General features: G+C 38.2%; 23 protein-coding genes. 17 read left to right on the forward strand and 6 right to left on the reverse strand.

Translation table 11 applies throughout. The features are described 5' to 3' along the window. Window positions 1-26 precede the first annotated feature (26 nt). Together CVT13_RS10320 and CVT13_RS08810 are read right to left on the reverse strand one after the other, a co-directional pair. Entirely contained in the window at window positions 27-200 is a 174-nt protein-coding gene (locus CVT13_RS10320) for a hypothetical protein (protein ID WP_199907291.1), read from the reverse strand. Further along, entirely contained in the window at window positions 201-446 is a 246-nt protein-coding gene (locus CVT13_RS08810; protein ID WP_072594609.1) for a DNA-binding protein, read from the reverse strand. Window positions 447-793: 347 nt separating this feature from the next. Between CVT13_RS08810 and CVT13_RS08815 the strand changes: the two genes are divergently transcribed. From CVT13_RS08815 to CVT13_RS08830, 4 genes are all read left to right on the forward strand, one after another. Then, window positions 794-1,588, forward strand: coding sequence for an HrcA family transcriptional regulator (locus tag CVT13_RS08815; protein ID WP_107812319.1), 795 nt, complete (start codon window positions 794-796; stop codon window positions 1,586-1,588). Next, on the forward strand, window positions 1,585-2,127 hold the full coding sequence (gene grpE / locus CVT13_RS08820; RefSeq protein WP_009294121.1) for a nucleotide exchange factor GrpE: 543 nt from the start codon (window positions 1,585-1,587) through the stop codon (window positions 2,125-2,127). Before CVT13_RS08815 ends, grpE begins: the two co-directional genes overlap by 4 nt. A gap of 31 nt (window positions 2,128-2,158) precedes the next feature. Then, window positions 2,159-4,033: a molecular chaperone DnaK gene (dnaK, locus tag CVT13_RS08825; RefSeq protein ID WP_107812304.1), complete on the forward strand. Its 1,875-nt coding sequence runs from the start codon at window positions 2,159-2,161 to the stop codon at window positions 4,031-4,033. 125 nt (window positions 4,034-4,158) lie between these two features. Then, a complete protein-coding gene (locus tag CVT13_RS08830) occupies window positions 4,159-4,590 on the forward strand; it encodes a trehalose-6-phosphate synthase (RefSeq protein WP_107812305.1) in 432 nt (143 codons plus the stop codon). Between the two features lie 51 nt (window positions 4,591-4,641). On the opposite strand, the gene ppk2 is transcribed toward CVT13_RS08830, so the two are convergent. Beyond that, a complete protein-coding gene (gene ppk2, locus CVT13_RS08835; protein WP_021091543.1) occupies window positions 4,642-5,451 on the reverse strand; it encodes a polyphosphate kinase 2 in 810 nt (269 codons plus the stop codon). Between the two features lie 105 nt (window positions 5,452-5,556). Here ppk2 and dsbD point away from each other — a divergent pair, with 105 nt between their 5' ends. Further along, entirely contained in the window at window positions 5,557-7,287 is a 1,731-nt protein-coding gene (gene dsbD / locus CVT13_RS08840) for a protein-disulfide reductase DsbD (RefSeq protein ID WP_107812306.1), read from the forward strand. Here dsbD and nth read toward each other — a convergent pair. Further along, window positions 7,280-7,912, reverse strand: coding sequence for an endonuclease III (gene nth, locus CVT13_RS08845; RefSeq protein ID WP_107812307.1), 633 nt, complete (start codon window positions 7,910-7,912; stop codon window positions 7,280-7,282). The two genes, dsbD and nth, sit on opposite strands and share 8 nt — an antisense overlap. Window positions 7,913-8,006: 94 nt before the next feature. Between nth and CVT13_RS08850 the strand changes: the two genes are divergently transcribed. The 7 genes from CVT13_RS08850 to CVT13_RS08880 all read left to right on the forward strand — a co-directional run bounded on the left by CVT13_RS08850 (window position 8,007) and on the right by CVT13_RS08880 (window position 15,281). Then, entirely contained in the window at window positions 8,007-8,825 is an 819-nt protein-coding gene (locus tag CVT13_RS08850; protein WP_009294116.1) for a peptidylprolyl isomerase, read from the forward strand. Window positions 8,826-8,840: 15 nt separating this feature from the next. Next, window positions 8,841-9,905, forward strand: coding sequence for a class II fructose-bisphosphate aldolase (gene fbaA, locus CVT13_RS08855; RefSeq protein ID WP_107812308.1), 1,065 nt, complete (start codon window positions 8,841-8,843; stop codon window positions 9,903-9,905). A 4-nt stretch (window positions 9,906-9,909) separates the two neighbouring features. Then, window positions 9,910-11,223, forward strand: a complete 1,314-nt coding sequence (locus CVT13_RS08860; protein WP_107812309.1) for a MotA/TolQ/ExbB proton channel family protein — start codon at window positions 9,910-9,912, stop codon at window positions 11,221-11,223. Continuing rightward, the gene (locus CVT13_RS08865; RefSeq protein ID WP_107812310.1) at window positions 11,220-12,311 is read left to right on the forward strand and encodes an OmpA family protein; all 1,092 of its coding nucleotides are present in this window, start codon (window positions 11,220-11,222) and stop codon (window positions 12,309-12,311) included. Before CVT13_RS08860 ends, CVT13_RS08865 begins: the two co-directional genes overlap by 4 nt. Next, entirely contained in the window at window positions 12,304-13,155 is an 852-nt protein-coding gene (locus CVT13_RS08870) for a pyridoxal-phosphate dependent enzyme (RefSeq protein ID WP_107812311.1), read from the forward strand. Before CVT13_RS08865 ends, CVT13_RS08870 begins: the two co-directional genes overlap by 8 nt. Next, a complete protein-coding gene (gene hisD / locus CVT13_RS08875; protein WP_107812312.1) occupies window positions 13,152-14,444 on the forward strand; it encodes a histidinol dehydrogenase in 1,293 nt (430 codons plus the stop codon). Before CVT13_RS08870 ends, hisD begins: the two co-directional genes overlap by 4 nt. Before the next feature lie 81 nt (window positions 14,445-14,525). Next, on the forward strand, window positions 14,526-15,281 hold the full coding sequence (locus CVT13_RS08880) for a flagellin (protein ID WP_199907292.1): 756 nt from the start codon (window positions 14,526-14,528) through the stop codon (window positions 15,279-15,281). Window positions 15,282-15,518: 237 nt separating this feature from the next. Here CVT13_RS08880 and rpoD read toward each other — a convergent pair whose 3' ends face one another. After that, entirely contained in the window at window positions 15,519-17,375 is a 1,857-nt protein-coding gene (rpoD, locus tag CVT13_RS08885) for an RNA polymerase sigma factor RpoD (RefSeq protein WP_107812313.1), read from the reverse strand. Between the two features lie 149 nt (window positions 17,376-17,524). Between rpoD and CVT13_RS08890 the strand changes: the two genes are divergently transcribed. Together CVT13_RS08890 and flgG are read left to right on the forward strand one after the other, a co-directional pair. Next, window positions 17,525-18,334 carry a flagellar hook-basal body protein gene (locus CVT13_RS08890; RefSeq protein ID WP_107812314.1) on the forward strand — a complete coding sequence of 270 codons (810 nt, stop codon included), beginning with the start codon at window positions 17,525-17,527 and terminating at the stop codon, window positions 18,332-18,334. A 15-nt stretch (window positions 18,335-18,349) separates the two neighbouring features. Continuing rightward, window positions 18,350-19,138 (forward strand): flagellar basal-body rod protein FlgG, encoded by a 789-nt coding sequence (gene flgG, locus CVT13_RS08895; RefSeq protein WP_021091447.1) that lies wholly within the window; start codon window positions 18,350-18,352, stop codon window positions 19,136-19,138. A gap of 185 nt (window positions 19,139-19,323) precedes the next feature. On the opposite strand, the gene CVT13_RS08905 is transcribed toward flgG, so the two are convergent. Further along, on the reverse strand, window positions 19,324-19,770 hold the full coding sequence (locus tag CVT13_RS08905; RefSeq protein WP_107812315.1) for a tetratricopeptide repeat protein: 447 nt from the start codon (window positions 19,768-19,770) through the stop codon (window positions 19,324-19,326). Window positions 19,771-19,875: 105 nt separating this feature from the next. Between CVT13_RS08905 and CVT13_RS08910 the strand changes: the two genes are divergently transcribed. The 3 genes from CVT13_RS08910 to CVT13_RS08920 all read left to right on the forward strand — a co-directional run bounded on the left by CVT13_RS08910 (window position 19,876) and on the right by CVT13_RS08920 (window position 22,002). Beyond that, window positions 19,876-20,538 (forward strand): AzlC family ABC transporter permease, encoded by a 663-nt coding sequence (locus CVT13_RS08910; protein WP_107812316.1) that lies wholly within the window; start codon window positions 19,876-19,878, stop codon window positions 20,536-20,538. Continuing rightward, window positions 20,535-20,870 carry a branched-chain amino acid transporter permease gene (locus CVT13_RS08915; RefSeq protein ID WP_107812317.1) on the forward strand — a complete coding sequence of 112 codons (336 nt, stop codon included), beginning with the start codon at window positions 20,535-20,537 and terminating at the stop codon, window positions 20,868-20,870. Before CVT13_RS08910 ends, CVT13_RS08915 begins: the two co-directional genes overlap by 4 nt. Window positions 20,871-20,955: 85 nt before the next feature. Continuing rightward, the gene (locus CVT13_RS08920) at window positions 20,956-22,002 is read left to right on the forward strand and encodes a type II asparaginase (protein ID WP_107812318.1); all 1,047 of its coding nucleotides are present in this window, start codon (window positions 20,956-20,958) and stop codon (window positions 22,000-22,002) included. The last annotated feature ends 157 nt before the right edge of the window (window positions 22,003-22,159 follow it).

Consider the following 22,159-nt stretch of genomic DNA (forward strand, 5'->3'; position numbering starts at 1 on the left):
AGTGTTTTTGCTCAAACAATATAAAACTAATTTTTCTTGATTTTTATTTTTTTAATTCTGTCTTTAACAACGTAAAATTTTAAAATTGCACTCGAGTAAAAGTCTTTATAAAAACCTAAAAATTTAGGCTCTTTCTTAGTGCAGATAGCTGCAAACACTCTTTCAAGGTCTATTCTCTCTTTTTGTGTCAAATTTTCCATCTATTTTCCTAACAACTTTCTCATCTTATTGATAACAAATAATATTTCATCATCGTCAAGCTCACATAGTAGCTTACAAACTGCAGCAGCAGCTTGTGGCTTTGAGTTGCCAAGCCTCCAATCTTGATATGTCCTCATAGGCACGCCAAGTTCCTCTGCCATTTTTGCTTGTGAAATTTTCTTACCGATATTTTTTGCCTCAACTGCATTGTGAAGCAAATTAAATATATCACTTGTTTCAATCATTAAAGTATTATACGGATTATTTTATTAAATATACATAAAATAATATATAAATAATAGTAATACGTATAAATAAATTAAAAAATATTATATATTATACTATAAAACATTATATCAATACGTAATAACGTATAGAAATATTAAAAAGTAGAAGCAATATAAAAGACTTTTAAGTTTATTTACTTGTTTATTATAATTTTATTTTCGGAAAGGCTTATGCAATTAATATTAAAAAAGCTTAGTTATATAGACTAAAGATATATAAATAAATTATTTTAACTTAAATACTTGACATTGATAAACTAAAGTTGTATAATCCGCTTAGCAATTAAAAAGAAAGAGTGCTAAAAGTGAGTAAAACAAATAAACGCGATTTGATACTAAATTCTATCATTGAAGCCTATTTGCAGGACAATGCGCCTATTGGTTCAAACGAGCTTGGCTCTCGTATGAGCATGGCGATACCAGCATCGACGATACGTGTTTATTTTAAAAAGCTTTCAGATGAGGGCGAGATCACAAAGCTTCACATAAGTGGCGGCAGGATCCCAACTATCGCTGCGATGAGAAGATATTGGAGTGAAATTTTTACTGAGAGCGACATAAATTTAGAGATAAATGACCCAAGAAGCCTAAAGATGCTCTGTGATGAGTTTGAGCTTTATTGTATGATTTTTGGTACGATCGATAAGGAGTTGCTAGAAATTTTAAATTTAAATGATAGATATCTGGTTTTAAATTTTAGTGGCGATGAGATCGCCATTAAATTTGATGCTAGGATGTATAAATTTTTAAACAACCTTATCGGAGTTAGCTTAGACAAGCTTGAGCTTATCTGTTCTCAAGTTGGCTTAAGCGAACTAAAAAACAAGATAAGAGAGCTTAAAAGGACTAAAATTTACTTCCAAGAAAATGAAATTTTAGCCTTTGATATGTTTAAGGATAGACACTTTAAGATGGTTTTTGACCCAAGTTTTAGCTTGCAGATGGACGAAAAGCTTACATTTTCTCCTATGTTTGATGAAAATTACATGGGGCTTAAATTTAAAGCAAACTACCTTGGTAGCGAGGCGCAGATGATCTGTGCTGGCAGTGTTTATACTGATTATGTGAAATTTATAAATCTAATAAAGGAGGCCGCGTGAGCGAAGAGGTAAAAGAGCAAAATCTACCTGAGGTTGAGCCTGTGCAAGAGGCAGCTAGCGATAGTGTAAATTTAGATGCACTTGGCGATATCTCAAAAGTGGAGAAGCTCGAAAAAGAGCTTGGCGAGATCACTGATAAATATTACAGAGCAAATGCTGAGTTTGAAAATATCAAAAAGCGTTATGAAAAAGAGAAAGCAGACGTTGCAAGCTATGCAAATGAGAAATTTGCAAGGGACTTGCTACCAGTCATCGATGCGCTCGAGATCGCTGCAAATTTTGATCCAGAGGATGATGAATTTGCTAAAAAGATCAAAGAGGGCATTTTGATAACGATAAATCAGTTCAAGAAATGTTTTGAAAAGCATGGCGTGAGCGAGATCGCAACTGATGCCGAGTTTGATCCAAATGTGCATAATGCCGTTTTAAGGGTCGATAGTGAGGAGAAGCAAAGCGGTCAGATCGTGCAAGCTTTACAAAAAGGCTATATGATAAATGGTAGGGTTTTGCGCCCAGCTATGGTCAGTGTGGCAAACTAAATTTAAAAAATAAATCTAATAAAGGAAAAATATGTCAAAAGTTATAGGTATAGACTTAGGTACAACAAACTCTTGTGTGAGCGTTTTTGAGCGCGGCGAGAGCAAGGTTATCCCAAATAAAGAGGGCAAAAACACAACTCCATCTGTTGTTGCTTTTACAGACAAAGGTGAAATTCTAGTAGGTGACGTCGCAAAACGTCAAGCAGTTACAAACCCTGAAAAAACGATATATTCTATCAAACGCATCATGGGTTTGATGAGCAATGAAAAAAATGCTGAAGAGGCAAAGGCTCGCTTGCCATATCACGTCGTAGATAGAAACGGCGCTTGCGCGGTTGAGATCGCTGGTAAAGTCTATACTCCGCAAGAAATTTCAGCAAAAATTCTTATCAAGCTAAAAGAAGACGCTGAAGCATATCTTGGCGAAAAGGTAACAGACGCGGTCATCACTGTGCCTGCGTACTTTAACGATAGCCAAAGAAAGGCTACAAAAGAGGCTGGAACTATCGCAGGACTAAATGTGCTTCGTATCATCAACGAGCCAACAGCTGCGGCGCTTGCTTATGGTCTTGATAAAAAAGAGGCTGAGAAAATTTTAGTTTATGACCTAGGTGGCGGTACATTCGACGTTACAGTGCTTGAAACTGGCGATAACATCGTTGAAGTTTTGGCAACTGGCGGTAATGCATTCTTAGGTGGCGATGACTTTGATAACAAGATCATCGACTGGTTGGTAAGTGAGTTTAAAAACGAAACTGGTATCGATCTAAAAGGCGATATCATGGCACTTCAACGCTTGAAAGAAGCAGCTGAAAATGCTAAAAAAGAGCTAAGCTCAGCTCAAGAGACTGAGATAAATTTACCATTTATCACAGCTGATGCGACTGGTCCAAAACACCTTGTCAAAAAGCTAACTCGCGCTAAATTTGAAGGCATGATCGACTCACTTGTGGGCGAGACTATCACTAAGATAAATGAAGTCATCAAAGATGCAGGTCTAAGCAAGAGCGACATCAAAGAGGTCGTAATGGTCGGTGGTTCAACTCGTGTGCCACTTGTTCAAGAAGAGGTTAAAAAGGCATTTGGCAAAGAGCTAAATAAGAGCGTAAATCCAGATGAAGTCGTGGCTATCGGTGCTGCGATCCAAGGTGCGGTCATAAAAGGCGACGTTAAAGATGTACTACTTCTTGACGTTACTCCACTTAGTCTTGGTATCGAAACACTTGGCGGCGTAATGACCAAGATCATCGAAAAAGGCACAACCATACCAACTAAGAAAAGTCAAGTCTTCTCAACCGCTGAAGATAACCAAAGTGCCGTTACTATCATGGTTTTACAAGGCGAGCGTGAGTTTGCAAGGGATAATAAATCACTTGGAAATTTCAACCTCGAAGGCATCCCAGCAGCTCCAAGAGGTGTACCTCAAATCGAAGTTGAATTTGACATTGACGCAAACGGAATTTTAACCGTTTCAGCAAAAGATAAAGCGACTGGCAAAGCCCAAAACATCACTATCTCTGGATCAAGCGGCTTAAGCGAAGATGAGATAAGTAGCATGGTAAAAGACGCCGAGCTTCATAAAGAAGAGGACAAAAAGCGCAAAGACGCAGTTGAAGCTAGAAACCAAGCTGACGCACTAGTTCATCAAACTGAAAAGAGCATGAGCGAGCTTGGCGAGAAAGTTCCAGCTGAAGATAGAAGTAACATCGAAGCTGCGTTAAATGATCTAAAAGAGGTCTTAAAAGATGAAAACTCTTCAAAAGAGCAAATCGATGCTAAAGTAGAAGCTCTAAGCAAAGCTAGCCACAAACTTGCAGAAGCTATGTATAAAAAAGATGAAAACGCTGGAGCAAACGGCGGAAATAATAAAAAAGACGACGACGTTATAGACGCTGAAGTCGAGTAGAACTCCTAGAGCAGGGCGCTTGCCTTGCTCTTTTATAAAATTATCTTCATAAATTCTTAAAATTGATTCAAAATAAGCAGTTTAAATAGTTAAAATTTATATAATGCCAAACAAAAAGGCTAAAAATGTACTTATTTTTTTTGATTACTCATTTAATTTGTGCCATTGTATTTATAGGATACGTATTTTTCGATGTTTGCATATATCCATTTGCTAAAAAAACGGTTGATGCTAAAACCCTTGAAATAGTTAAAAAGGCCTACACAAAAGGCAGCGCAAAGGTTTTTGGCACGGCATTTTTATTGCTTTTAATAAGTGGCACTTATATGGCAAAAGACTATTTTGGAGGCGAGCTTGGCTGGTGGCAAAGCAACTTTCAAAAGCTACTGCTTATAAAAATTTTTGTCTTACTCATAATGTGCCTTGTAACTTTTATCTCTGTTTTTAATGTCGTTATTTTAAAAAAGCCTGATCCATTTGGTAAATTTTCACATTTAATAGCTCTAGTACTTTGCCTAATAATGGTCATTTTAGCAAAAGTAATGTGGTGGGCTTAAAAATTTAGCTAACAAATCTAAGCAAATCGCCAGCTAGAAGTTAAAAGTGTTCTAATCGATACTCTTTAACTTATCTTTATTTAGCCCTTCTTCTATGCGCTTTATCTCTTCACTTCCATCTCTTACGACGTTTTTGTCAAATTCCAAGTAGTCATTTATCTTTTTTGGATATTCAACGTGACTTAGGATAAATTTAAAGACATTTAGCCTAGCTTCTTTTTTGTTATCGCTTGAGACAATGACCCATGGTGAAATGCTATTGTGAGAGGCAAGAAGCATCGAATATTTAGCGATAGAGTATTGATCCCAAAGTTCTTGTGCTTTTTGATCAACGGGTGAAATTTTAAACTGCTTTAACGGATCATTTTGCCTCTCTTTGAAGCGTTTTTTCTGCTCATCTTTTGTGATTGAAAGATAAATTTTAAAAAAAATTATGCCAGAGTTTATGATCATCTCTTCAAATTTTGGCACTTCACGTAAAAATTCCTTATGCTCTTCTTGCGTGCAAAAGCCCATCACTGGCTCAACACCAGCTCTATTGTACCAGCTTCTATCAAAGATCACTATCTCTCCGGCACTTGGTAGATGAGTCACATATCTTTGAAAATACCACTGTGTTTTTTCGACATCACTTGGCTTAGCAAGCGCTACTATACGGCAACCTCTTGGATTTAGATGCTCAGTTAGGCGTTTTATTGTTCCGCCTTTACCAGCTGCGTCGCGCCCTTCCATTAGCATGAGTACTCTAAGGCCTTTTTCTTTTACGTAATTTTGAAATTTTAAAAGTTCAATTTGAAGTAGTCTAAGCTCTTCCTCATAGCCAAGTTTCTCGCTTTTTTGGTGTTTTTTGTCTTTTGACATCTTTGCTCCTTTAAAATTTCACATATTTTCACGATTTTACAATAAAATAGAATAAATTTAAGAATTTAGACTAAAATCATCTTTTTTAATTTAGCAAGGATTAGTATGTTTTTAAAATTTCTTTTTTCGATTATTTTATTTGTAGGCTCACTTTTTGCCGAGGTTTTAGATGTTAGCAAAGCCTTTGTTTTAACTCCAAGCATTGATAGTCAAAATGTTGAAGTGAAGTTTAACTTTGGTGAAAATATCTATCTTTATAAGGAGAGTTTTGAGATTAAGCTAGCTGGCAAAAAGATAAATGAGCTATTAAATTTGCCAAGTAGTGAAAATACGGGAGAATACGAAATTTATCCAAAAGATTTTTCGATTTTTATCCCATTAAATTTAGTAAAAGAAAATCTTTCAAATGGCAAAGCGATACTTGACATTAACTATCAAGGCTGTGCTAAAAACGGCATTTGCTACCGCCCGCAAAGCAGAATTTATGAGATAACTGACCAAGCTGGAAAATTTAGCATCGCCACTTTTAAAAAAGAGCAAAAAAGCGATACCGACAGCTTTGCTGAAGAATTTTCTAGCGAGCAAGATATCGCAAATGGGCTTGGAGATAAAAATTTCTTTATCTCACTTCTTACTTTTTTTGGTTATGGTCTCTTGCTTTCACTTACACCTTGCGTCTTTCCGATGATACCGATACTTTCAAGCATAATCGTCTCAAAAGGTGCTAATTTAAATGCAAAAAAAGGCTTTTTACTATCATTTATCTATGTTGTCGCGATGAGCCTAGCTTATGCACTAGCTGGAGTGGCAGCTAGCCTACTTGGCTTTGGTATCGCAGGAGCTTTGCAAAACATCTATGTACTTGGTACTTTTGCGGCCATTTTTGTCATTTTAAGCTTTAGCATGTTTGGATTTTATGATATAAAATTGCCAGCAAAATTTGAAAATTTGATAAGTAAAAAATCGCAAAATAGTTCAGGCTATGTTGGAATTTTTATTATGGGTTTTGCTTCAGCTCTCATCGTATCACCTTGCGTTGCAGCACCATTAGCTGGTGCGCTTCTTTATATTGCCCAAAGTGGAAATATCTTTTATGGTGGCATTATGCTTTTTGTCATGGGGCTTGGCATGGGCGTGCCACTGCTTATTATTGGGCTAAGCTCTGGAAAGCTCTTGCCAAAACCTGGTAGCTGGATGGATGAAGTGAAAAAATTCTTTGGTTTTTTAATGCTCATCATGGCGGTTTGGATCCTTGCGCGTGTGCTAGGAGAATTTTTTGAGCTATTAGGATATGGCATTATAGGCGTTTTTATGGCAGTTTATTTTGGGGCATTTGAAGTAGCAGAGCAAAGCTGGACTAAGTTTAAAAAAGCGTTTTTTATCCTAGTTTTTATATATTCAGTTATGCTAATAGTTGGTTCATTTTTGGGCTCAAAGGAGGCTTTTTCTCCGCTTTCTGGACTAAATTTGGCAAAAAGTGATAGTGCGTTAAAATTTAATTCCGTTAAAAATTTAGATGAACTAAATGAGGTAATAAAAAACTCAACCAAACCCGTTTTAGTAGATTTTTATGCTGATTGGTGTGTAAGCTGCAAAGAGATAGAAAAGATCACTTTTAAAGATAGTGATGTTATAGATGCTTTGACAAATTTTGCACTTATTCGTATTGATGTAACAAATGGTGGATCACAAAATGATGAGATGCTAAGAAATTTTGGGCTTATTGATCCGCCTGCACTCTTGCTATTTAATGGTGGCGATGAACTAAAATTTCTTAGAACTATCGGTTTTATAGATGCTAAAAATTTTCTAGCAAAGCTTGAGAAGATTAAATAATCTTGTCCTTGCTGTTACAAAGATCATTTAAGATACACTCATGGCAAAGCGGTTTTTTGGCTTTACAGGTGTAACGTCCAAAGAGCACCATGGCTTGATGAAGCTTACCAAGATCTGTTTTAAAGGCGTGGCTAAGATCAGCTTCAGTAGCTTCTGGTGTTTTTGCATGGCTAAGATCAAGTCTGTGCGCCACTCTAAAAACATGCGTATCAACAGCCATAACATTTGCATTTGTAGCTTCTAAAAGTACGACATGAGCGGTCTTTTGTCCAACTCCAGCAAGCGCTTTTAGCTTCTCTTCATCAAGCGGAATTTCTCCATTATAGAGCTCAACCACGCTGTTTGCCATTTTGATTAAATTTACCGCTTTGTTATTAAAAAAGCTGCACGAGTTTATCATGAGTTTTAGACTGGCTAAATTTGCGCTAGCTAGCTCAAAAACATCTTTATATGCCTCAAATAGGGCAGGTGTGATCAAATTTACCCTTTTGTCTGTGCACTGAGCTGAGAGCATGACGCAGACAAGAAGTTCATATAAATTTCTAAATTTAAGCTCGCTTTTGGCATCTTTAAATTCGTCCAAAAGTCTTCTTTTTATCTCTAAAATATCTTTTTTTGTTCTCATTTGGCTATTTTACCTAAAATTGCAAGTTAAACGAAAAGTTACCGCATTATTTGATATAATCTTGCCCATAAAATCAATTTTTTAAAGGATTTATATGAAAAAATTTTTGTTTCCAGCAGTTTTAAGTTTAGCTGCAGCTGTCACTCTAAACGCAGCAGTAGTTGCAACAGTTGATGGAGATGCTATAAACGATAGCGATATCTCAGCACTTTTATCAGCGGCTATGCCAGGTTTTGACGCTAGCAAGCTTCAACCAAATGAGAAAAAACGTATAATCGACGATCTAATCAATAGAAAACTTCTTTTAAAAGACGCAAAAGCGACAGGCATTGAAAAAGATGTTGATTACATCAAGGCTGTAAAAGCTGCACAAGAAGGCATCGCAGTTGAGCTTTATATGAGAAAACTATTTGACGGTATAAAGGTAAGCGATAGCGATTTAAGAGATTTTTACAACAAAAACAAAGCTAGCATGAACCAACCAGCTCAAGCAAGAGCAAGACATATCTTAGTTGAAGATGAAAAGACAGCAAATGACATCATCGCTCAACTTAAAAATTTAAAAGGCGAGGCTCTAACTAAGAAATTTGCAGAGCTAGCAAGCCAAAAATCAATCGACAAAGGCTCAGCAGCACACGGCGGCGAGCTTGGCTGGTTTGGTCAAAGCCAAATGGTAAAACCTTTTGCAGACGCAGCATTTTCAATGGCTAATGGCACAGTTTCAACTAAGCCAGTTAAAACTCAGTTTGGTTACCACGTTATCTTAAAAGAAGATGGCAAAGCTGCTGGCACTGTAAGCTTTGAACAAGCAAAACCAGAGATCGAGCAAGCTGTAAAAATGGAGAAATTTCAAGCTGCTGTTAGACAAAAAAGTGAAGCTCTACGCCAAAAAGCAAAGATAGAATACAAATAAAATTTGGAGGATAAAATGGGCGTTTTAGATATCGTAAAACCTAGTGTTTTAAGCGGAGATGATGTAACAAAACTTTATGCTTATGCCAAAGAGCAAGGTTTTGCAATACCTGCTGTAAATGTCGTAGGCAGCGACTCAGTAAATGCTGTTTTAGAAGCGGCAAAGGTTGCTAACTCGCCTGTTATCGTTCAGTTTAGTAATGGCGGTGCAGGTTTTTACGCTGGTAAAGCCTGCGAAAATGCAGCCGTTCTTGGTGCGATCGCTGGCGCAAAGCATGTTCATCTGCTTGCTAAGGCTTACGGCGTGCCAGTCATTTTACACACTGACCACGCTGCTAGAAAGCTTTTGCCTTGGATAGATGAGCTAGTAAAAGCAAGCCATGAGTATAAAAAAACTCACGGAGTGCCACTTTTTAGCTCTCACATGCTTGATCTTAGCGAAGAGAATATCAACGAAAATTTAAGCACATGCGAGAAGTATCTAAAAGAGCTTAGCGAGCTTGGCATCAGCCTAGAGATCGAGCTTGGCGTCACTGGTGGCGAAGAAGATGGCGTAGATAACACAAGCGTTGATAACGCACTTCTTTACACCCAGCCAGAGGACGTCGCGCTTGCTTATGAAAGACTAAGCAAGATAAGCGATAAATTTAGCATCGCGGCTAGTTTTGGCAACGTTCATGGTGTCTATAAACCAGGCAATGTCGTGCTAAGACCAGAAATTCTTAAAAACTCACAAGCCTATGTTGCTAAGAAATTTAACACAAAAAGCGACAAGCCAGTAAATTTTGTATTTCATGGTGGTAGTGGCAGCGAGCTAAAAGATATTAAAAATGCTGTTAGCTACGGCGTTATCAAGATGAACATTGACACCGATACTCAGTGGGCTTTCTGGGATGGCGTGCGCGAGTATGAGGCCAAAAATAGAGCATACTTGCAAGGTCAGATCGGCAACCCAGAGGGCGAAGATAAGCCAAATAAAAAATACTACGACCCAAGGAAATGGCTAAGAAGTGGCGAGGAGAGCATGGTTAAGCGTCTTCAGACTGCTTTTAGCGACTTAAACTGCCTAAATAGGAACTAATCCTATGCAAAATCAAAATGATTTTAGTGAGCTAAGCGTGCCAAAAGAGCGCCAAGCTCACTCTTTCTTTGTCTTTTTTAAAGTTATCTTTATCCCTTTAGCTATCTACATCTTGGCGATACTAGCGTATCTTGGTGTTATAAATTTTCAGATGAAGCTTCACACCATCGTGATGATGGGCGTTATACTCTTTGTAGCTTTTATATTTTCACGCCACAGCGCCTTGGTAGCTTACTCAAATTTCTTAGCAAATGCTAAAGAGTACAAGATAAGGCTAAAAGAATTTATCATCGCTCATCTCTTTGAAATTTCAGGCGTCAAAAAGGCAAACGCTAAATTTGAAGATTTTTTCGAGAGCTATACAAGAAATTTTAGAAATGACAACCTAGCAAACATCGGCCAAGCAGTCTTTCCTATGCTTGGAATTTTGGGCACATTTATCAGTATCGCTATCTCCATGCCAAGCTTTAGCTCAAGCACTGCAAACGGACTTGAAAAAGAGATCGCTATACTACTAAACGGCGTGGCTACGGCGTTTTATGTATCGATTTACGGCATATTTTTAGCGCTTTGGTGGATGTTTTTTGAAAAGATCGGCATTAGTAAATTTGAGAGATTTTACAGCGAGCAAAAAGAGCTAAGCCGTGAGTTTTTCTGGCAGGAAAATGAGCTAAATGCAAATTTCATGAAAGCAAGTGTGGGCTACTTTAAAGATAGTCACGACGCCTTTAAAATGGTGCTTGATGATAAATTTGTAAAAGAGCTAAGCGAGCAGACAAATGAGAAATTTAATAGCCTAAAAGAGCTTTGTGAGGTTGAAAAAAATATCATCAATCAAAGCAAGGCAGAACTTAGTGCAAGTTTAAAAATGCTAAATGAATCTGGACTAAAACAAGATGAATTTGTAAAAATCCACTCTGATATATTAAAGGCAGTTGGCGCGTTTTCTAATGCCTTTAAAGATATGGAGGTTAAAATTTTAACCGAGCATGCAAAGCTTGGCGAAATTTTTAGTAGAAATTTAAATGCCACAAAAGAGAGCCAGCTTAAATTTGAGCAGACTATCAAGAGTTTTGATGCCATTTTAAAAGAATTTTCTCTCTCTTTGATGAAAGAGCAAAACGAGGCATTAAAGGCATTTAGAACCTCACTCGTGGAGAGTGCGACAATATTTAAGGCAGCGTATGAGCAAGAGGGCAGGAGCTTGGAGCGTGAAAAAGAGCGCGAGAGCCTTATCGCTGAGCTTAAGAAGAACATAGACGAGATCGATAAAGAAGCAAATTCTGTAATAGAAAAAATCGAAAATCTAGTGCAATGAAAATAGACAAAAATAACCAAGATCAATCGAGCTTTTGGGTTTCGTACGCGGACTTGATGGCTGGTCTGCTCTTTGTTTTTATGCTGCTAATCGGCGCTGTCGTCGTAAAATACGTCCTAACTCAAAACACTCTTGAAAATAAAGAGCAAGCCATCATCACAGCACTAGCAAATTTAAAAGACGCTCAGGGCAAGAATTTCACCCTCGAAGAGCTAAATGACGCCCTAAAAAGCGAGCTTTCAAAGATAAGCGACGAAAACATAAATTTAAAAAAATCAAATGAAATTTTTGTCATCCAAATAGATGCCCTAAAAGAAAAACTGGCCCAGCTTATAGAGCAAAACAAGGACGCAAATGCGAGCATAAAAGAGCTAAATGCCAGCATTTTTGATCTAAATCAAAAGATGATCGTGCTAAATGATGAAATTTCATCAAAAGATAGAGCGCTTAGCGACGCAAACGAAAGCAGTGAGAAAAATTTAGCCAAGATCGCATTTTTGCTCGAGCAAGTAAGCCAAAGAGAGGCTAGATATGACGAGCTTTTAAGGGATCTAAACGTCACTCGTGACAGGGTAAAAAATTTAACCGGTATCAGAGTAAAAGTGATCTCAGCCCTAAAGGATAGGCTGGGATCTAGCATCGAGATCGATCCAAACTCAGGCGCGCTAAAGCTTAGCTCCTCAGTACTTTTTGATAAAGGTAGTGCAGTCTTAAAAGAAGAGGTCAAAGAGGAGTTAAAGGCCACGCTTAGTAAATATTTCGACGTACTTTTAAATGATAAGGATATCGCGTCAAATATTGATCAAATCATAATCGAAGGCTTTACAGATAGCGATGGAAACTATATTTATAACTTAGAGCTTTCGCAAAAAAGAGCATACGCGGTGATGGAGTTTATAAACTCATTTGATGGCGATACTCGCCTTAGAAAGCTGCTTGTTGCAAGCGGACGAAGCTATAATGAGCTAGTTTTTAAAGACGGAGCCGAGGACAAGGATGCTTCAAGACGCATAGAGATCAAATTTTCACTCTCAAATAAAGAGGCTATCAACGAGATAGAGAAATTTTTGGAGTTTAAGGGTGATTGATAAAATTTGCTTAAGAGGACGAGAATTTTGGCTTTTAAGGGACGATCTGTTAGGCGAGTTTAACGGCAACAAAGCAAGAAAGCTAGAATATTTTTTTAAGGCCGATCTTAGCGGCATCAAAGCCATCGTATCTCACGGCTCAAGCCAGTCAAATGCGATGTATAGCCTAAGTCTTTTTGCCAAGCTAAAGGGGCTTAAATTTTACTACGTCGTCTCTCATCTAAGCTCAAATTTAAAGCAAGATCCGGTTGGAAATTTCAAATTTGCACTTGAAAATGGTATGGAAATTTTTATAAAAGATGAGCGTGAGAAATTTGCTAAAGATCTAGCTAGAAGCCAAAATGCACTTTTTATAAACGAGGGCGTGGCACAAAGTGAGGCTGAGCTTGGCTTTATCACGCAGACAAATGAGATAAATGAGTGGAGCAAAAAAAGCGGCATAAGGCCTGATATATTTTTGCCATCTGGCACAGGCACTAGTGCATGCTATCTGGCAAAGCATACCGATCTTAGGGTTTTTACAACTCCTTGCGTGGGAGACAGCGACTATCTAAAAAAGCAAATTTATGAGCTAGACAAAAATAGCAAGGTGCAAATTTTAAATCCCCCAAAGAAGTATCATTTTGGGAATTTATACCCAGAGCTTTATGAAATTTGGCTAGAGGTTTGCAAAAGCGGCGTGGAATTTGACCTAGTGTATGACCCTGTTGGCTTTATCACTCTTTTTACAAATTTAGATAGGCTTGGAGCTGAAATTTTATATATCCACCAGGGCGGAATTTTAGGTAACATTACACAAAGACAAAGATACGAGAGAAAATTAAAATTAAAGGAGCATAAATGAAATTTTTTCATAGTAGTGACGCTGATTTTGAGAGTAAATTTTTACAGCTTGTTAAACGAAGTGATAATGACATGAGTGCTGTAATGCCGGTGGTTGCTGGAATAATAGATGAGATAAGAAAAGATGGCGATAGTGCACTTTTTGCACAGATAGCTAAATTTGATAAATTTAACGTTACAAGTAAAAGCGACATAATAATCGACGTTAAAGAGATGGAGGCCGCCTATAATTCGCTAGATAATGCTTTGAGAGTAGCTTTAAATTTAGCTCACGATAGGATAAAAAGCTATCATGAGCGAACAAAGCCAAATGACTGGACATATAAAGATGAGCATGATATCTTGCTAGGTGCAAAATACACAGCGGTTGACCGTGCTGGCCTTTATATCCCAGGTGGTAAGGCGGCATATCCTAGCTCGCTTCTTATGAATGCGATCCCAGCGATCGTAGCTGGCGTAAAAGAGATTGTAGTGTGCACTCCAGCGCCAAATGGCAAGGTAAATACCTTGCTTCTTGCGGCAATGCACCTTTGTGGTATAAAGACAGCCTTTAAAATAGGCGGCGCAAGTGCGATCGCAGCGATGGCATACGGAACTGAAACGGTGCCAAAAGTAGATGTCATCACAGGGCCTGGCAACATCTACGTAGCGACTGCTAAAAAGCTAGTTTATGGTGACGTAAATATCGATATGATCGCAGGTCCAAGCGAGATAGGCGTCATCGCTGATGATAGTGCCGATCCTCGACATATAGCTATCGATATGCTCTCTCAAGCCGAGCATGACGAGATAGCAAGTACCTTTTTGATAACGCCAGTAGAAGCTTTCGCAAGGGCAGTACAAAGACACATCGAAGATGAGCTAAAGACACTAAAACGTGAACCAATCGCAAGTGCAAGCATAAGAAATAAAGCTGCAATAATAGTGGCAAAAGATTTAAAAGAGTGTTTTACTCTCATGAATGAGCTTGCTGTTGAGCACCTAGAGATCGCTACAAACGATGCTTTGAGCTATATCGATGATGTGACTCATGCGGGCGCTATATTTTTTGGACACTTTACGCCTGAAGCGATGGGAGATTATATCGCTGGACCAAATCACACATTGCCAACTGGCGGAAGTGCGAGATTTTACTCGCCGCTTGGAGTTGAAAATTTCATGAAGCGAAGCTCGATCATTTCGGTGAGTAGAAAAGGTATCATGCATCTTGGCAAATCATGCATGCAGCTAGCTGAAGCTGAAGGACTAACTGCTCATAAAAAATCAGTCGCAGTGAGGCTAGAAGAGTAAAAAATGGATTTTATAGAGATTTTGCAACTTTTTATAGAATTTATAGTAGAATTCATAGCGAATTATTAAAAAGGAGTTGTTATGAAGTTAGGAACTTATACTGTAAACCAGGCTTCAGGAAACTATTATTTAGATCAAGCAAAAAATAGCGAAAAGAAAGCACTAAATGCTATCTCTGCAAACAGCGAGATCAAAGCTTCAGGTGCAAATTTGCAAATCGCAGAGAGTTTGCTTTCGCAAACAAATGTCTTGAACGAAGGTTTGGCAAATGCAAACGATATGATCGGCATGCTTCAAATCGCTGATTCAACGCTTTTAAATTTAAGTAAAAGCACAGATAGAATAGGCGAGCTTTCAAGTAAGCTTACAAATCCTACTCTCTCAGCAAATGAACAAAAAGGCATAAAGGGCGAAATCAACGCACTAAGAAATGCTATGAATGATAGCGTAAAAGAAGCTAAATTTAACGGCAAAAATGTATTTGATGCTGAGCTTGGATTTTTTACAGGTGAGAGTACAAAAAATATAAATTTGGGCACAAATGCTCTTTTAAATGTAAAAGATGACGGCTCAAATACAGGTGAAATTTTAAAAAATATAAATTCACTTCGCTCAGAGATCGGATCAACACAAAATGCTGTATTTAGAGGTATAAATGCTCTAGCCGCAAGAAGCGTGGCAAATGCTAATAGTGTAGAGAACCTTGATAGCAGCGATATCGCAAAGAGCTTGGAAGAAAATTTACAAGCAAATTTAAAGCTACATGCCACGAGCTTAGCTAAAGCTCACGATACTACGAGTTTAGCTGCAAAACTAGATAAACTTCTAGCTGAATAAATTTTTACCGGTCTTGCACCGGTAAAATACTTTTTATCTAATTTTATTCTTTAAAAAAATATTAGGTTCTTTGTATTTTTATTTTTAGGCCGATCTAATGGCTAAATGAGGGCTGAATCCAGCCTTTCAATAATAAAATCAATGTAGATTGTTAGTGAAATTTGTTACTAAAAAAATTTTAAATTTTATAAAGCTAAAAAGAAAGTCTTAAGGAAAATATCCAAAAGAAAAGGGCTTTTAGCCCTCAATGTAGTTTTTAAGTTTTCTACCAACTTTTGGGTGTTTTAGTTTTTTGATAGCTGAGCTTTCTATCTGGCGGACGCGTTCACGAGTGACGTTTAGCGCCTTGCCTATCTCTTCAAGTGTGCGGTCGCTCTCATCCTCAAGCAAGCCAAATCTCATTGAGATGACAGCTTTCTCGCGCTCATTTAGCTGCGAAAGCACGTCATCGATTTGCTCTCTGAGATCACTTTTTAAAATTTGCTCAATTGGAGAAAGTGAACTTTTATCCTCGACAAAATCTCCAAATTTTCCGTCCTCTTCGTTTGCGATAGGAGCTTCAAGACTGATCGGCTCTTTTGTGATCTTGATAACTTGCTTTACCTTATCAACGCTTAGCCCAACCTCTTTTGCAATAATGCTTACATCAGGCTCTTTTCCCTCTTCTTGGAGGTATTTGCGGTTTATTTTGTTGATACGATTTATCGTCTCTATCATGTGGATAGGTATCCTAATCGTCCTTGCTTGATCGGCGATCGCACGCGAAATAGCCTGGCGGATCCACCATGTGGCGTAGGTTGAAAATTTATAACCTTTTCTGTATTCAAATTTATCAACCGCTTTCATAAGGCCGATGTTGCCCTCTTGGATGAGATCTAAAAACGGCAAGCCCCTGTTTGTATAGCGTTTTGCGATACTTACAACTAGACGGAGATTTGACTTAGCCATTCTGGCTTTTGCCTCGTCAGAAATTTTCTTTCCACGTTTGATCTGCTCTAAAATTTCTTTTAGCCTTGTTGGCTCAAGATCAAAGCCTTGCTTGCTCGCCTCTTTTGTAGTAAATAGTTTTTTGATCTCGACATAAGTTGAGACCATCGTAGCTTCTGGTACACGAGCTGCGATCTCTTCTTTACTAAGCTTGATGATATCTTTTAGTATGCTTTTGTGATTTTTCTTAAGCTCGTCGCTAAACATCGGTAAGCGATACTCCAAGCGTTTTAGCTCTCTGTCAAATTCATCGTCGCTTTTTAGTGCTGTCTCCATTGATTTTACGATCTCACTGATTAGCTTACTTGTTGGGCCAAGATCCATTAGCTTCTCTTTTAAAATTTTCTTTTTAAATGCAAGCGTCATCTTTGAGGCCGTGTCATCGCTTTCTACTTTATCTTGTTTATTTGCAGTCTTTAGCCACTCTTTTTTTGCCTTTTCAAGAGCCTTGAAACTCTCTATAACTTTTTCAGCACGTTTATCGTTTTTGGCTGATTTTTTAGGAGTTTCATTCTCTTCGTTGTCCTCATCTTCCTCGTCTATATCGTCTTCGCTATCTTCATTCTCTTCGTTTTCACTCTCGTCTTCAAAGCTCTTAAAAAGCTCTTTTACACGGCGTTCTCTATTGATGAGCGGCTCTTTATAGTCAAGTATAAAATCGATCAAAAATGGCACCGAACAAAATGCATCGATAATGATATCTTCGCCAAGCTCGATCCTTTTGCTGATCTCCACCTCTTCATCTTTTGTAAGAAGCGCGATCTGACCCATCTCTCTTAGATACATCCTGACAGGACTATCAGATCTTGACCACTCTAAAAGGTCACTTTCGCCTGAAAGATCGAGATCTTCGTCAATATCTTGATCGCTCTTTTGAGCATTTTCTTGGCGTTTTTTAGCATCAGCTAAATTTCTAAGCTTTGCGGCCTCAGCAGATGTGATGAGCTGGACTTTATTTGTTTTTGCTAGTTGTTCTATCTTTTTTACTATCGTAGCAGTCGGAGCTTTGTCTAATAATTTTACTAATTTTTCGTATGTCAAAAAGCCTTTTGCATTTTCAGCGAAAAGCTCTTCTATCTGAGAAAAAGAGTCTTTTGCGGCGCTCATAAATTTCCTTTCGAATCGTCTAATTGTGATTTAAGTATTGTTTAAAAGAAAGTGGATTATACCCAAATTTTGTAAATGTGTATAAAAAACAAAGTTGGAACGATGATTGCTTAGTAGCTATAAAAATCAAATTTTGATTAGGAAATTTTATGCAAAATGGTTATTATCAAGCTACTGCTGGCATGGTAACGCAGTTTAACAGACTAAATGTGATCTCAAATAACCTTGCAAATGTAAATACGATCGGCTACAAGCGAAATGACGTAGTTATCGGTGACTTTGCGAGAATTTTTAAAGAGACACAAGATGAGCTTCCACTTAAAAATCACACAAAAGATGGAGCAAAATTTTTAAATAGAACGCTTGATCGCGTACCACAAGTAAGTGAAGAGTACACCGACTTTAGTGCCGGTGGCTTTAAATACAGCTCAAACACACTTGACTTTGCGATAAAAAGAGATGACGCTTTTTTCTTAGTCGATACTCCAAATGGCGTAAAACTTAGCAAAAATGGCTCTTTTAGCCTTGACGGCGACGGCTATATCGTCACAAAAGAGGGCTATAAGGTGCTGCCAAGTGGCTACGAGGCACAAAACCATGGTCAAAGAGGTATCCAAGTGCCACAAGGCGAGGTGCTAACTGTTGATAAAAATGGAAATTTATACTCAAATAACAATCAATTTTCTAAATTTTTTATCGCTCAGCCAAGAGAGATAAGAGATCTTAAAAAGGTCGGAGATAATCTCTTTGAGAGTAGAAATTTTGACGACATCACGGAACTTGACGAGGCTGACAGCGTGATGCAAGGATATGCCCAGATGTCAAACGTAAACCCAGTTTTAGAAATGGTCGGTCTAATAGAAACCCAACGCCTAGTTGATATGTATCAAAAGGTTATGACAAGCCACATGAACGATCTTAACCAAGATGCTGTTCAAAAACTAGCCCTAAAAGCTTAATAAAAGGATAAAACTATGATGAGATCACTTTACACAGCGGCCACTGGTATGATAGCTCAGCAGACGCAGATAGACGTAACCTCACACAACATCGCAAATGTAAATACTTATGGATACAAGAAAAATAGGGCTGAATTTGCTGATCTTATGTATCAAGTCATGGAGTATGCAGGTACGGCTACAAGTCAGACCACTACAAGTCCAACGGGTATCGAAGTGGGTCTTGGCGTGCGCCCAACAGCGATAAATAAAATTTTCTCTCAGGGATATTTTAAAGAGACTAGCAACAACCTAGATATGGTCATAGCTGGCAACGGCTTTTTTCAAATTCAACTTCCTGACGGCACTACGGCTTATACTAGAAATGGTGCTTTTAAACTTGACGCAAATGGTACTATTGTAAATAGCGATGGCTATCAGCTAATCCCTCAGATTACCGTACCTGCGAATGCGACGCAAATTTCTATCGGCACAGATGGCACCGTATCAGTACTCCAAGCAGGTGAGAGAGAGATGGCTCAGATAGGTCAGATTGAGCTAGCAAATTTCATAAACCCAGCTGGCCTTCACTCAATGGGTGATAACAACTACCTGGAAACAAGCGCTAGCGGTAATGTGGTGGTAGGCGTGGCAGGACTTGACGGACTTGGTACGATCAGACAAGGATTTGTCGAGATGAGTAACGTTCAGTTGGTTGAAGAGATGACCGATCTTATCACTGGTCAGCGCGCATACGAGGCAAACTCAAAGGCGATAACTACGAGTGATTCGATGCTTGAAATAGTAAATGGGCTTAAAAGGTAGGTAGTATGAACGCGACTCTAGCTATCGTTGGGCTTATACTACTTTCTTTTACGCTTGAGGTATTTTGCTTTTTAAATAAAACATCAAAAGGCAAGGACTCGATAAAATAGACTCATTAATTTGGGCTAAATTAAAATTTGGCACATCTCGTCTAAAATTTCTGCTTTTAGGAGCAAGAATGAAAGTTACTGAGAAATTTTTAAGCTACTGCAAGCTTCATCCAAATCAAGCTCGCAGGCTTTTTTATAGTAGTTTTTTGCTCTATTTTTATCTTTTGGCATACCAGCATCTCCGGTTTCGTAGATAAGCGCAAGAGCGTAGCAAGCAAATGCATTTTTTAGTTCGCAAGCCTTATTATAAAGCCTAAGCCCTTCTTCTTTTTCTTGTGCTAGGGTGTCTTTTTGTAGATATGTATTTCCTAAAAATAGACAGCTATGTGGATTGCCTAGCTCACAGGCCTTGTTTGCCATAGCTGCCATTTTATCGCGCTCATTTTTATTAAAGTAGATATAGATAAGATCGGTGCAGCTTTCTACGTTATTTAAAGAACATTCACTTTCAAGCTTAGTGGTATCAAAATTTTTACTCCAAGAAAAAAGAACACAAAATAAAATTAGAATTACCTTTTTCATTTTTTTAACTCCAAAAATTTTCTATCATTTTATAAAATTTAACTCTATTTTTACTCTTATTTTTAAATTTTTGCTAATATTTCGGCTTCTTATGAAGGTAAAAATTTGACATTTAACTACGTTTTTAAACTATCCATTCCTATCTTTATGGGCTTTTTTCCGCTTGGTGTCGCCTTTGGCATGCTGGCAAAGAGCATGGGAGTGAGTGCATTTATCGCCATGGCGCTTAGCATGCTTGGATACGGCGGAGCAGCGCAGTTTATGATGCTCTCGCTCTTTAGTGTTGGCACGAGCTACGTTGAGGTCTTTATCGTGAGCTATCTTGTAAATTTGCGTCACACTTTTTATGGGATTTCACTTTTAAAAGAGTATAGCGGGATCAAATTTAAGCTCTTAAACATCGCTTTGCTAACAGATGAGACCTTTGCGATATTTAAAAATTTGGGGCTAAAAGATGCAAGTGATCGAAGTTTTGTCTTTACCTGGCTAAATCTTTTATCTTGGTCATACTGGGCGGCTGGAACGCTACTTGGTGCGATACTTGGCGATTTTATAAAGACCGATACAAGGGGACTTGAGTTTAGTTTGACCTCGCTTTTTATAGTAGTCGTCATTGAGATGTTTAAAAATGATAAAAATTACCGCGTGCTCTTTGCGGCGGTCTTTTTTGGCGTGCTTGGAGTGAGTCTCTTTCCAGCTAAATTTGTGCTTGTTGGCTCAATGGCGCTTTGTTTTGTATTTTTGCTTTTGTTTAAGGATAAAATTTGATAAGTGTAAGCTCAAGTGAGATGGTGCTTTTTGTGGCGGTGCTTTTAAGCTCCTTGGCTACTTTTATAACGAGGGCGACGCCGTTTTATGCGTTAAGAAACTATAAGTCAAATCCTTATTTGGACGCTATCGAGAAGCATATGGGTATGATGATAATGGTCGTTTTGGTCTGCTACGGGCTAAAAGATACGAAATTTAGCGAGTTTCCATACGGCTTAAGCGAGATAGTGGCGGTTTTTACGGCTGTTTTGGTGCATTTGAAATTTAAAAATGCCCTTCTTAGCATAGTCGTTTCAACTGGAATTTATATGCTTTTGATAAGAATTTTTTAAATAAATATAAATTTTGAAAATTAATAATTTTTTTAAATAAAGGACGTTATAATGCTCTAGCAAATTTTAATGCAAAGGAGCTAAAATGCGTTTAATCTTTAAGGCGGTGTTACTCATGATTTTAGGTGCTACTTTAGCGGTTGCTAAGCCAACCATCTACATCCTAGCTACTGGTGGAACGATAGCAGGAAGCGGCTCAGGCTCGCTTGATTCTAGCTATACTTCTGGAACTGTTACGGTTGATAAACTTATCGCAGCCGTGCCAGATATCAACAAGATCGCTACCATAAAAGGCGAGCAAATTTCAAATATCGGCTCACAAGATATGAACAACGAAGTTTGGCTTAAGCTTGCAAATAGAATAAATGAGCTTCTAAACAGCGGCAAAGCCGATGGTATCGTCGTTACTCACGGCACAGACACTATGGAGGAGACAGCTTACTTTCTAAATTTAGTCGTTAAAAGCGACAAGCCAGTTGTGCTTGTAGGTGCGATGAGAAATAGCGGCTCACTAAGTGCTGATGGCCCACTAAATTTATTTAACGCTGTAAATGTAGCTATCAGCAAAGATAGCGTAGGCAAGGGCGTTGTAGTTGTTATGAATGATGAAATTCACGCGGCTCGTGAGGTGACAAAAACTAACACAACAGGCGTTGATACATTTAAATCACCAAACAGCGGCAAAATCGGTACAGTCTTTTATGGCAACGTAAAATACTATATGAATCCGATCAGAAAACACACAGCAAGCTCAGCTTTTGACCTAACTGGCGTAAAAGAGCTTCCAAGAGTCGATATCATCTACTCTCACGCAAATGACAACCCTGACTTTGTAAATGTGGCTGTTAAAAACGGCGCAAAAGGCATAGTTAGCGCTGGTCTTGGCAACGGCAACCCTTACTTTAGCGTGCTAGAGGCTCTTGGTGAGGCTTCAAAAGCTGGCGTAGTGGTAGTTCGTGACTCACGCGTGGGAAGCGGCGAGACAACTATGAACGGCGAAGTCGATGACGCAAAATACGGCTTTTTAACATGCGACAATCTAAACGCTCAAAAAGCTAGAGTGCTTTTGATGCTTGCTCTTACAAAAACAAGCGACAAAACTAAAATTCAAGAGTATTTCTTAACTCACTAAAAAAGAGGCGGCTTAGTCCGCCTTTTAAATTTTGTATGATACTTCCATAAAATCAGAGAGAATTTACTTGTCTTGTTTCGTTTTTCTCTCTTGATTTTATAAAATTTCCATAAGTCCCTGCTTTTAAATTAAGTGATCTTTTACACTGTAGCTTAGA

The organism is Campylobacter concisus, assembly GCF_003049085.1.
GTDB classification, from domain to species: domain Bacteria; phylum Campylobacterota; class Campylobacteria; order Campylobacterales; family Campylobacteraceae; genus Campylobacter_A; species Campylobacter_A concisus_H.

Bases quoted from the DNA above. Each gene is read 5' to 3' on its own strand.
- CVT13_RS10320 (WP_199907291.1), bottom strand. From the start codon at position 200: ATGGAAAATTTGACACAAAAAGAGAGAATAGACCTTGAAAGAGTGTTT.
- CVT13_RS08810 (WP_072594609.1), bottom strand. From the start codon at position 446: ATGATTGAAACAAGTGATATATTTAATTTGCTTCACAATGCAGTTGAG.
- dnaK (WP_107812304.1), top strand. From the start codon at position 2,159: ATGTCAAAAGTTATAGGTATAGACTTAGGTACAACAAACTCTTGTGTG.
- CVT13_RS08830 (WP_107812305.1), top strand. From the start codon at position 4,159: ATGTACTTATTTTTTTTGATTACTCATTTAATTTGTGCCATTGTATTT.
- ppk2 (WP_021091543.1), bottom strand. From the start codon at position 5,451: ATGTCAAAAGACAAAAAACACCAAAAAAGCGAGAAACTTGGCTATGAG.
- dsbD (WP_107812306.1), top strand. From the start codon at position 5,557: ATGTTTTTAAAATTTCTTTTTTCGATTATTTTATTTGTAGGCTCACTT.
- nth (WP_107812307.1), bottom strand. From the start codon at position 7,912: ATGAGAACAAAAAAAGATATTTTAGAGATAAAAAGAAGACTTTTGGAC.
- CVT13_RS08850 (WP_009294116.1), top strand. From the start codon at position 8,007: ATGAAAAAATTTTTGTTTCCAGCAGTTTTAAGTTTAGCTGCAGCTGTC.
- fbaA (WP_107812308.1), top strand. From the start codon at position 8,841: ATGGGCGTTTTAGATATCGTAAAACCTAGTGTTTTAAGCGGAGATGAT.
- CVT13_RS08860 (WP_107812309.1), top strand. From the start codon at position 9,910: ATGCAAAATCAAAATGATTTTAGTGAGCTAAGCGTGCCAAAAGAGCGC.
- CVT13_RS08865 (WP_107812310.1), top strand. From the start codon at position 11,220: ATGAAAATAGACAAAAATAACCAAGATCAATCGAGCTTTTGGGTTTCG.
- hisD (WP_107812312.1), top strand. From the start codon at position 13,152: ATGAAATTTTTTCATAGTAGTGACGCTGATTTTGAGAGTAAATTTTTA.
- CVT13_RS08880 (WP_199907292.1), top strand. From the start codon at position 14,526: ATGAAGTTAGGAACTTATACTGTAAACCAGGCTTCAGGAAACTATTAT.
- rpoD (WP_107812313.1), bottom strand. From the start codon at position 17,375: ATGAGCGCCGCAAAAGACTCTTTTTCTCAGATAGAAGAGCTTTTCGCT.
- CVT13_RS08890 (WP_107812314.1), top strand. From the start codon at position 17,525: ATGCAAAATGGTTATTATCAAGCTACTGCTGGCATGGTAACGCAGTTT.
- flgG (WP_021091447.1), top strand. From the start codon at position 18,350: ATGATGAGATCACTTTACACAGCGGCCACTGGTATGATAGCTCAGCAG.
- CVT13_RS08905 (WP_107812315.1), bottom strand. From the start codon at position 19,770: ATGAAAAAGGTAATTCTAATTTTATTTTGTGTTCTTTTTTCTTGGAGT.
- CVT13_RS08920 (WP_107812318.1), top strand. From the start codon at position 20,956: ATGCGTTTAATCTTTAAGGCGGTGTTACTCATGATTTTAGGTGCTACT.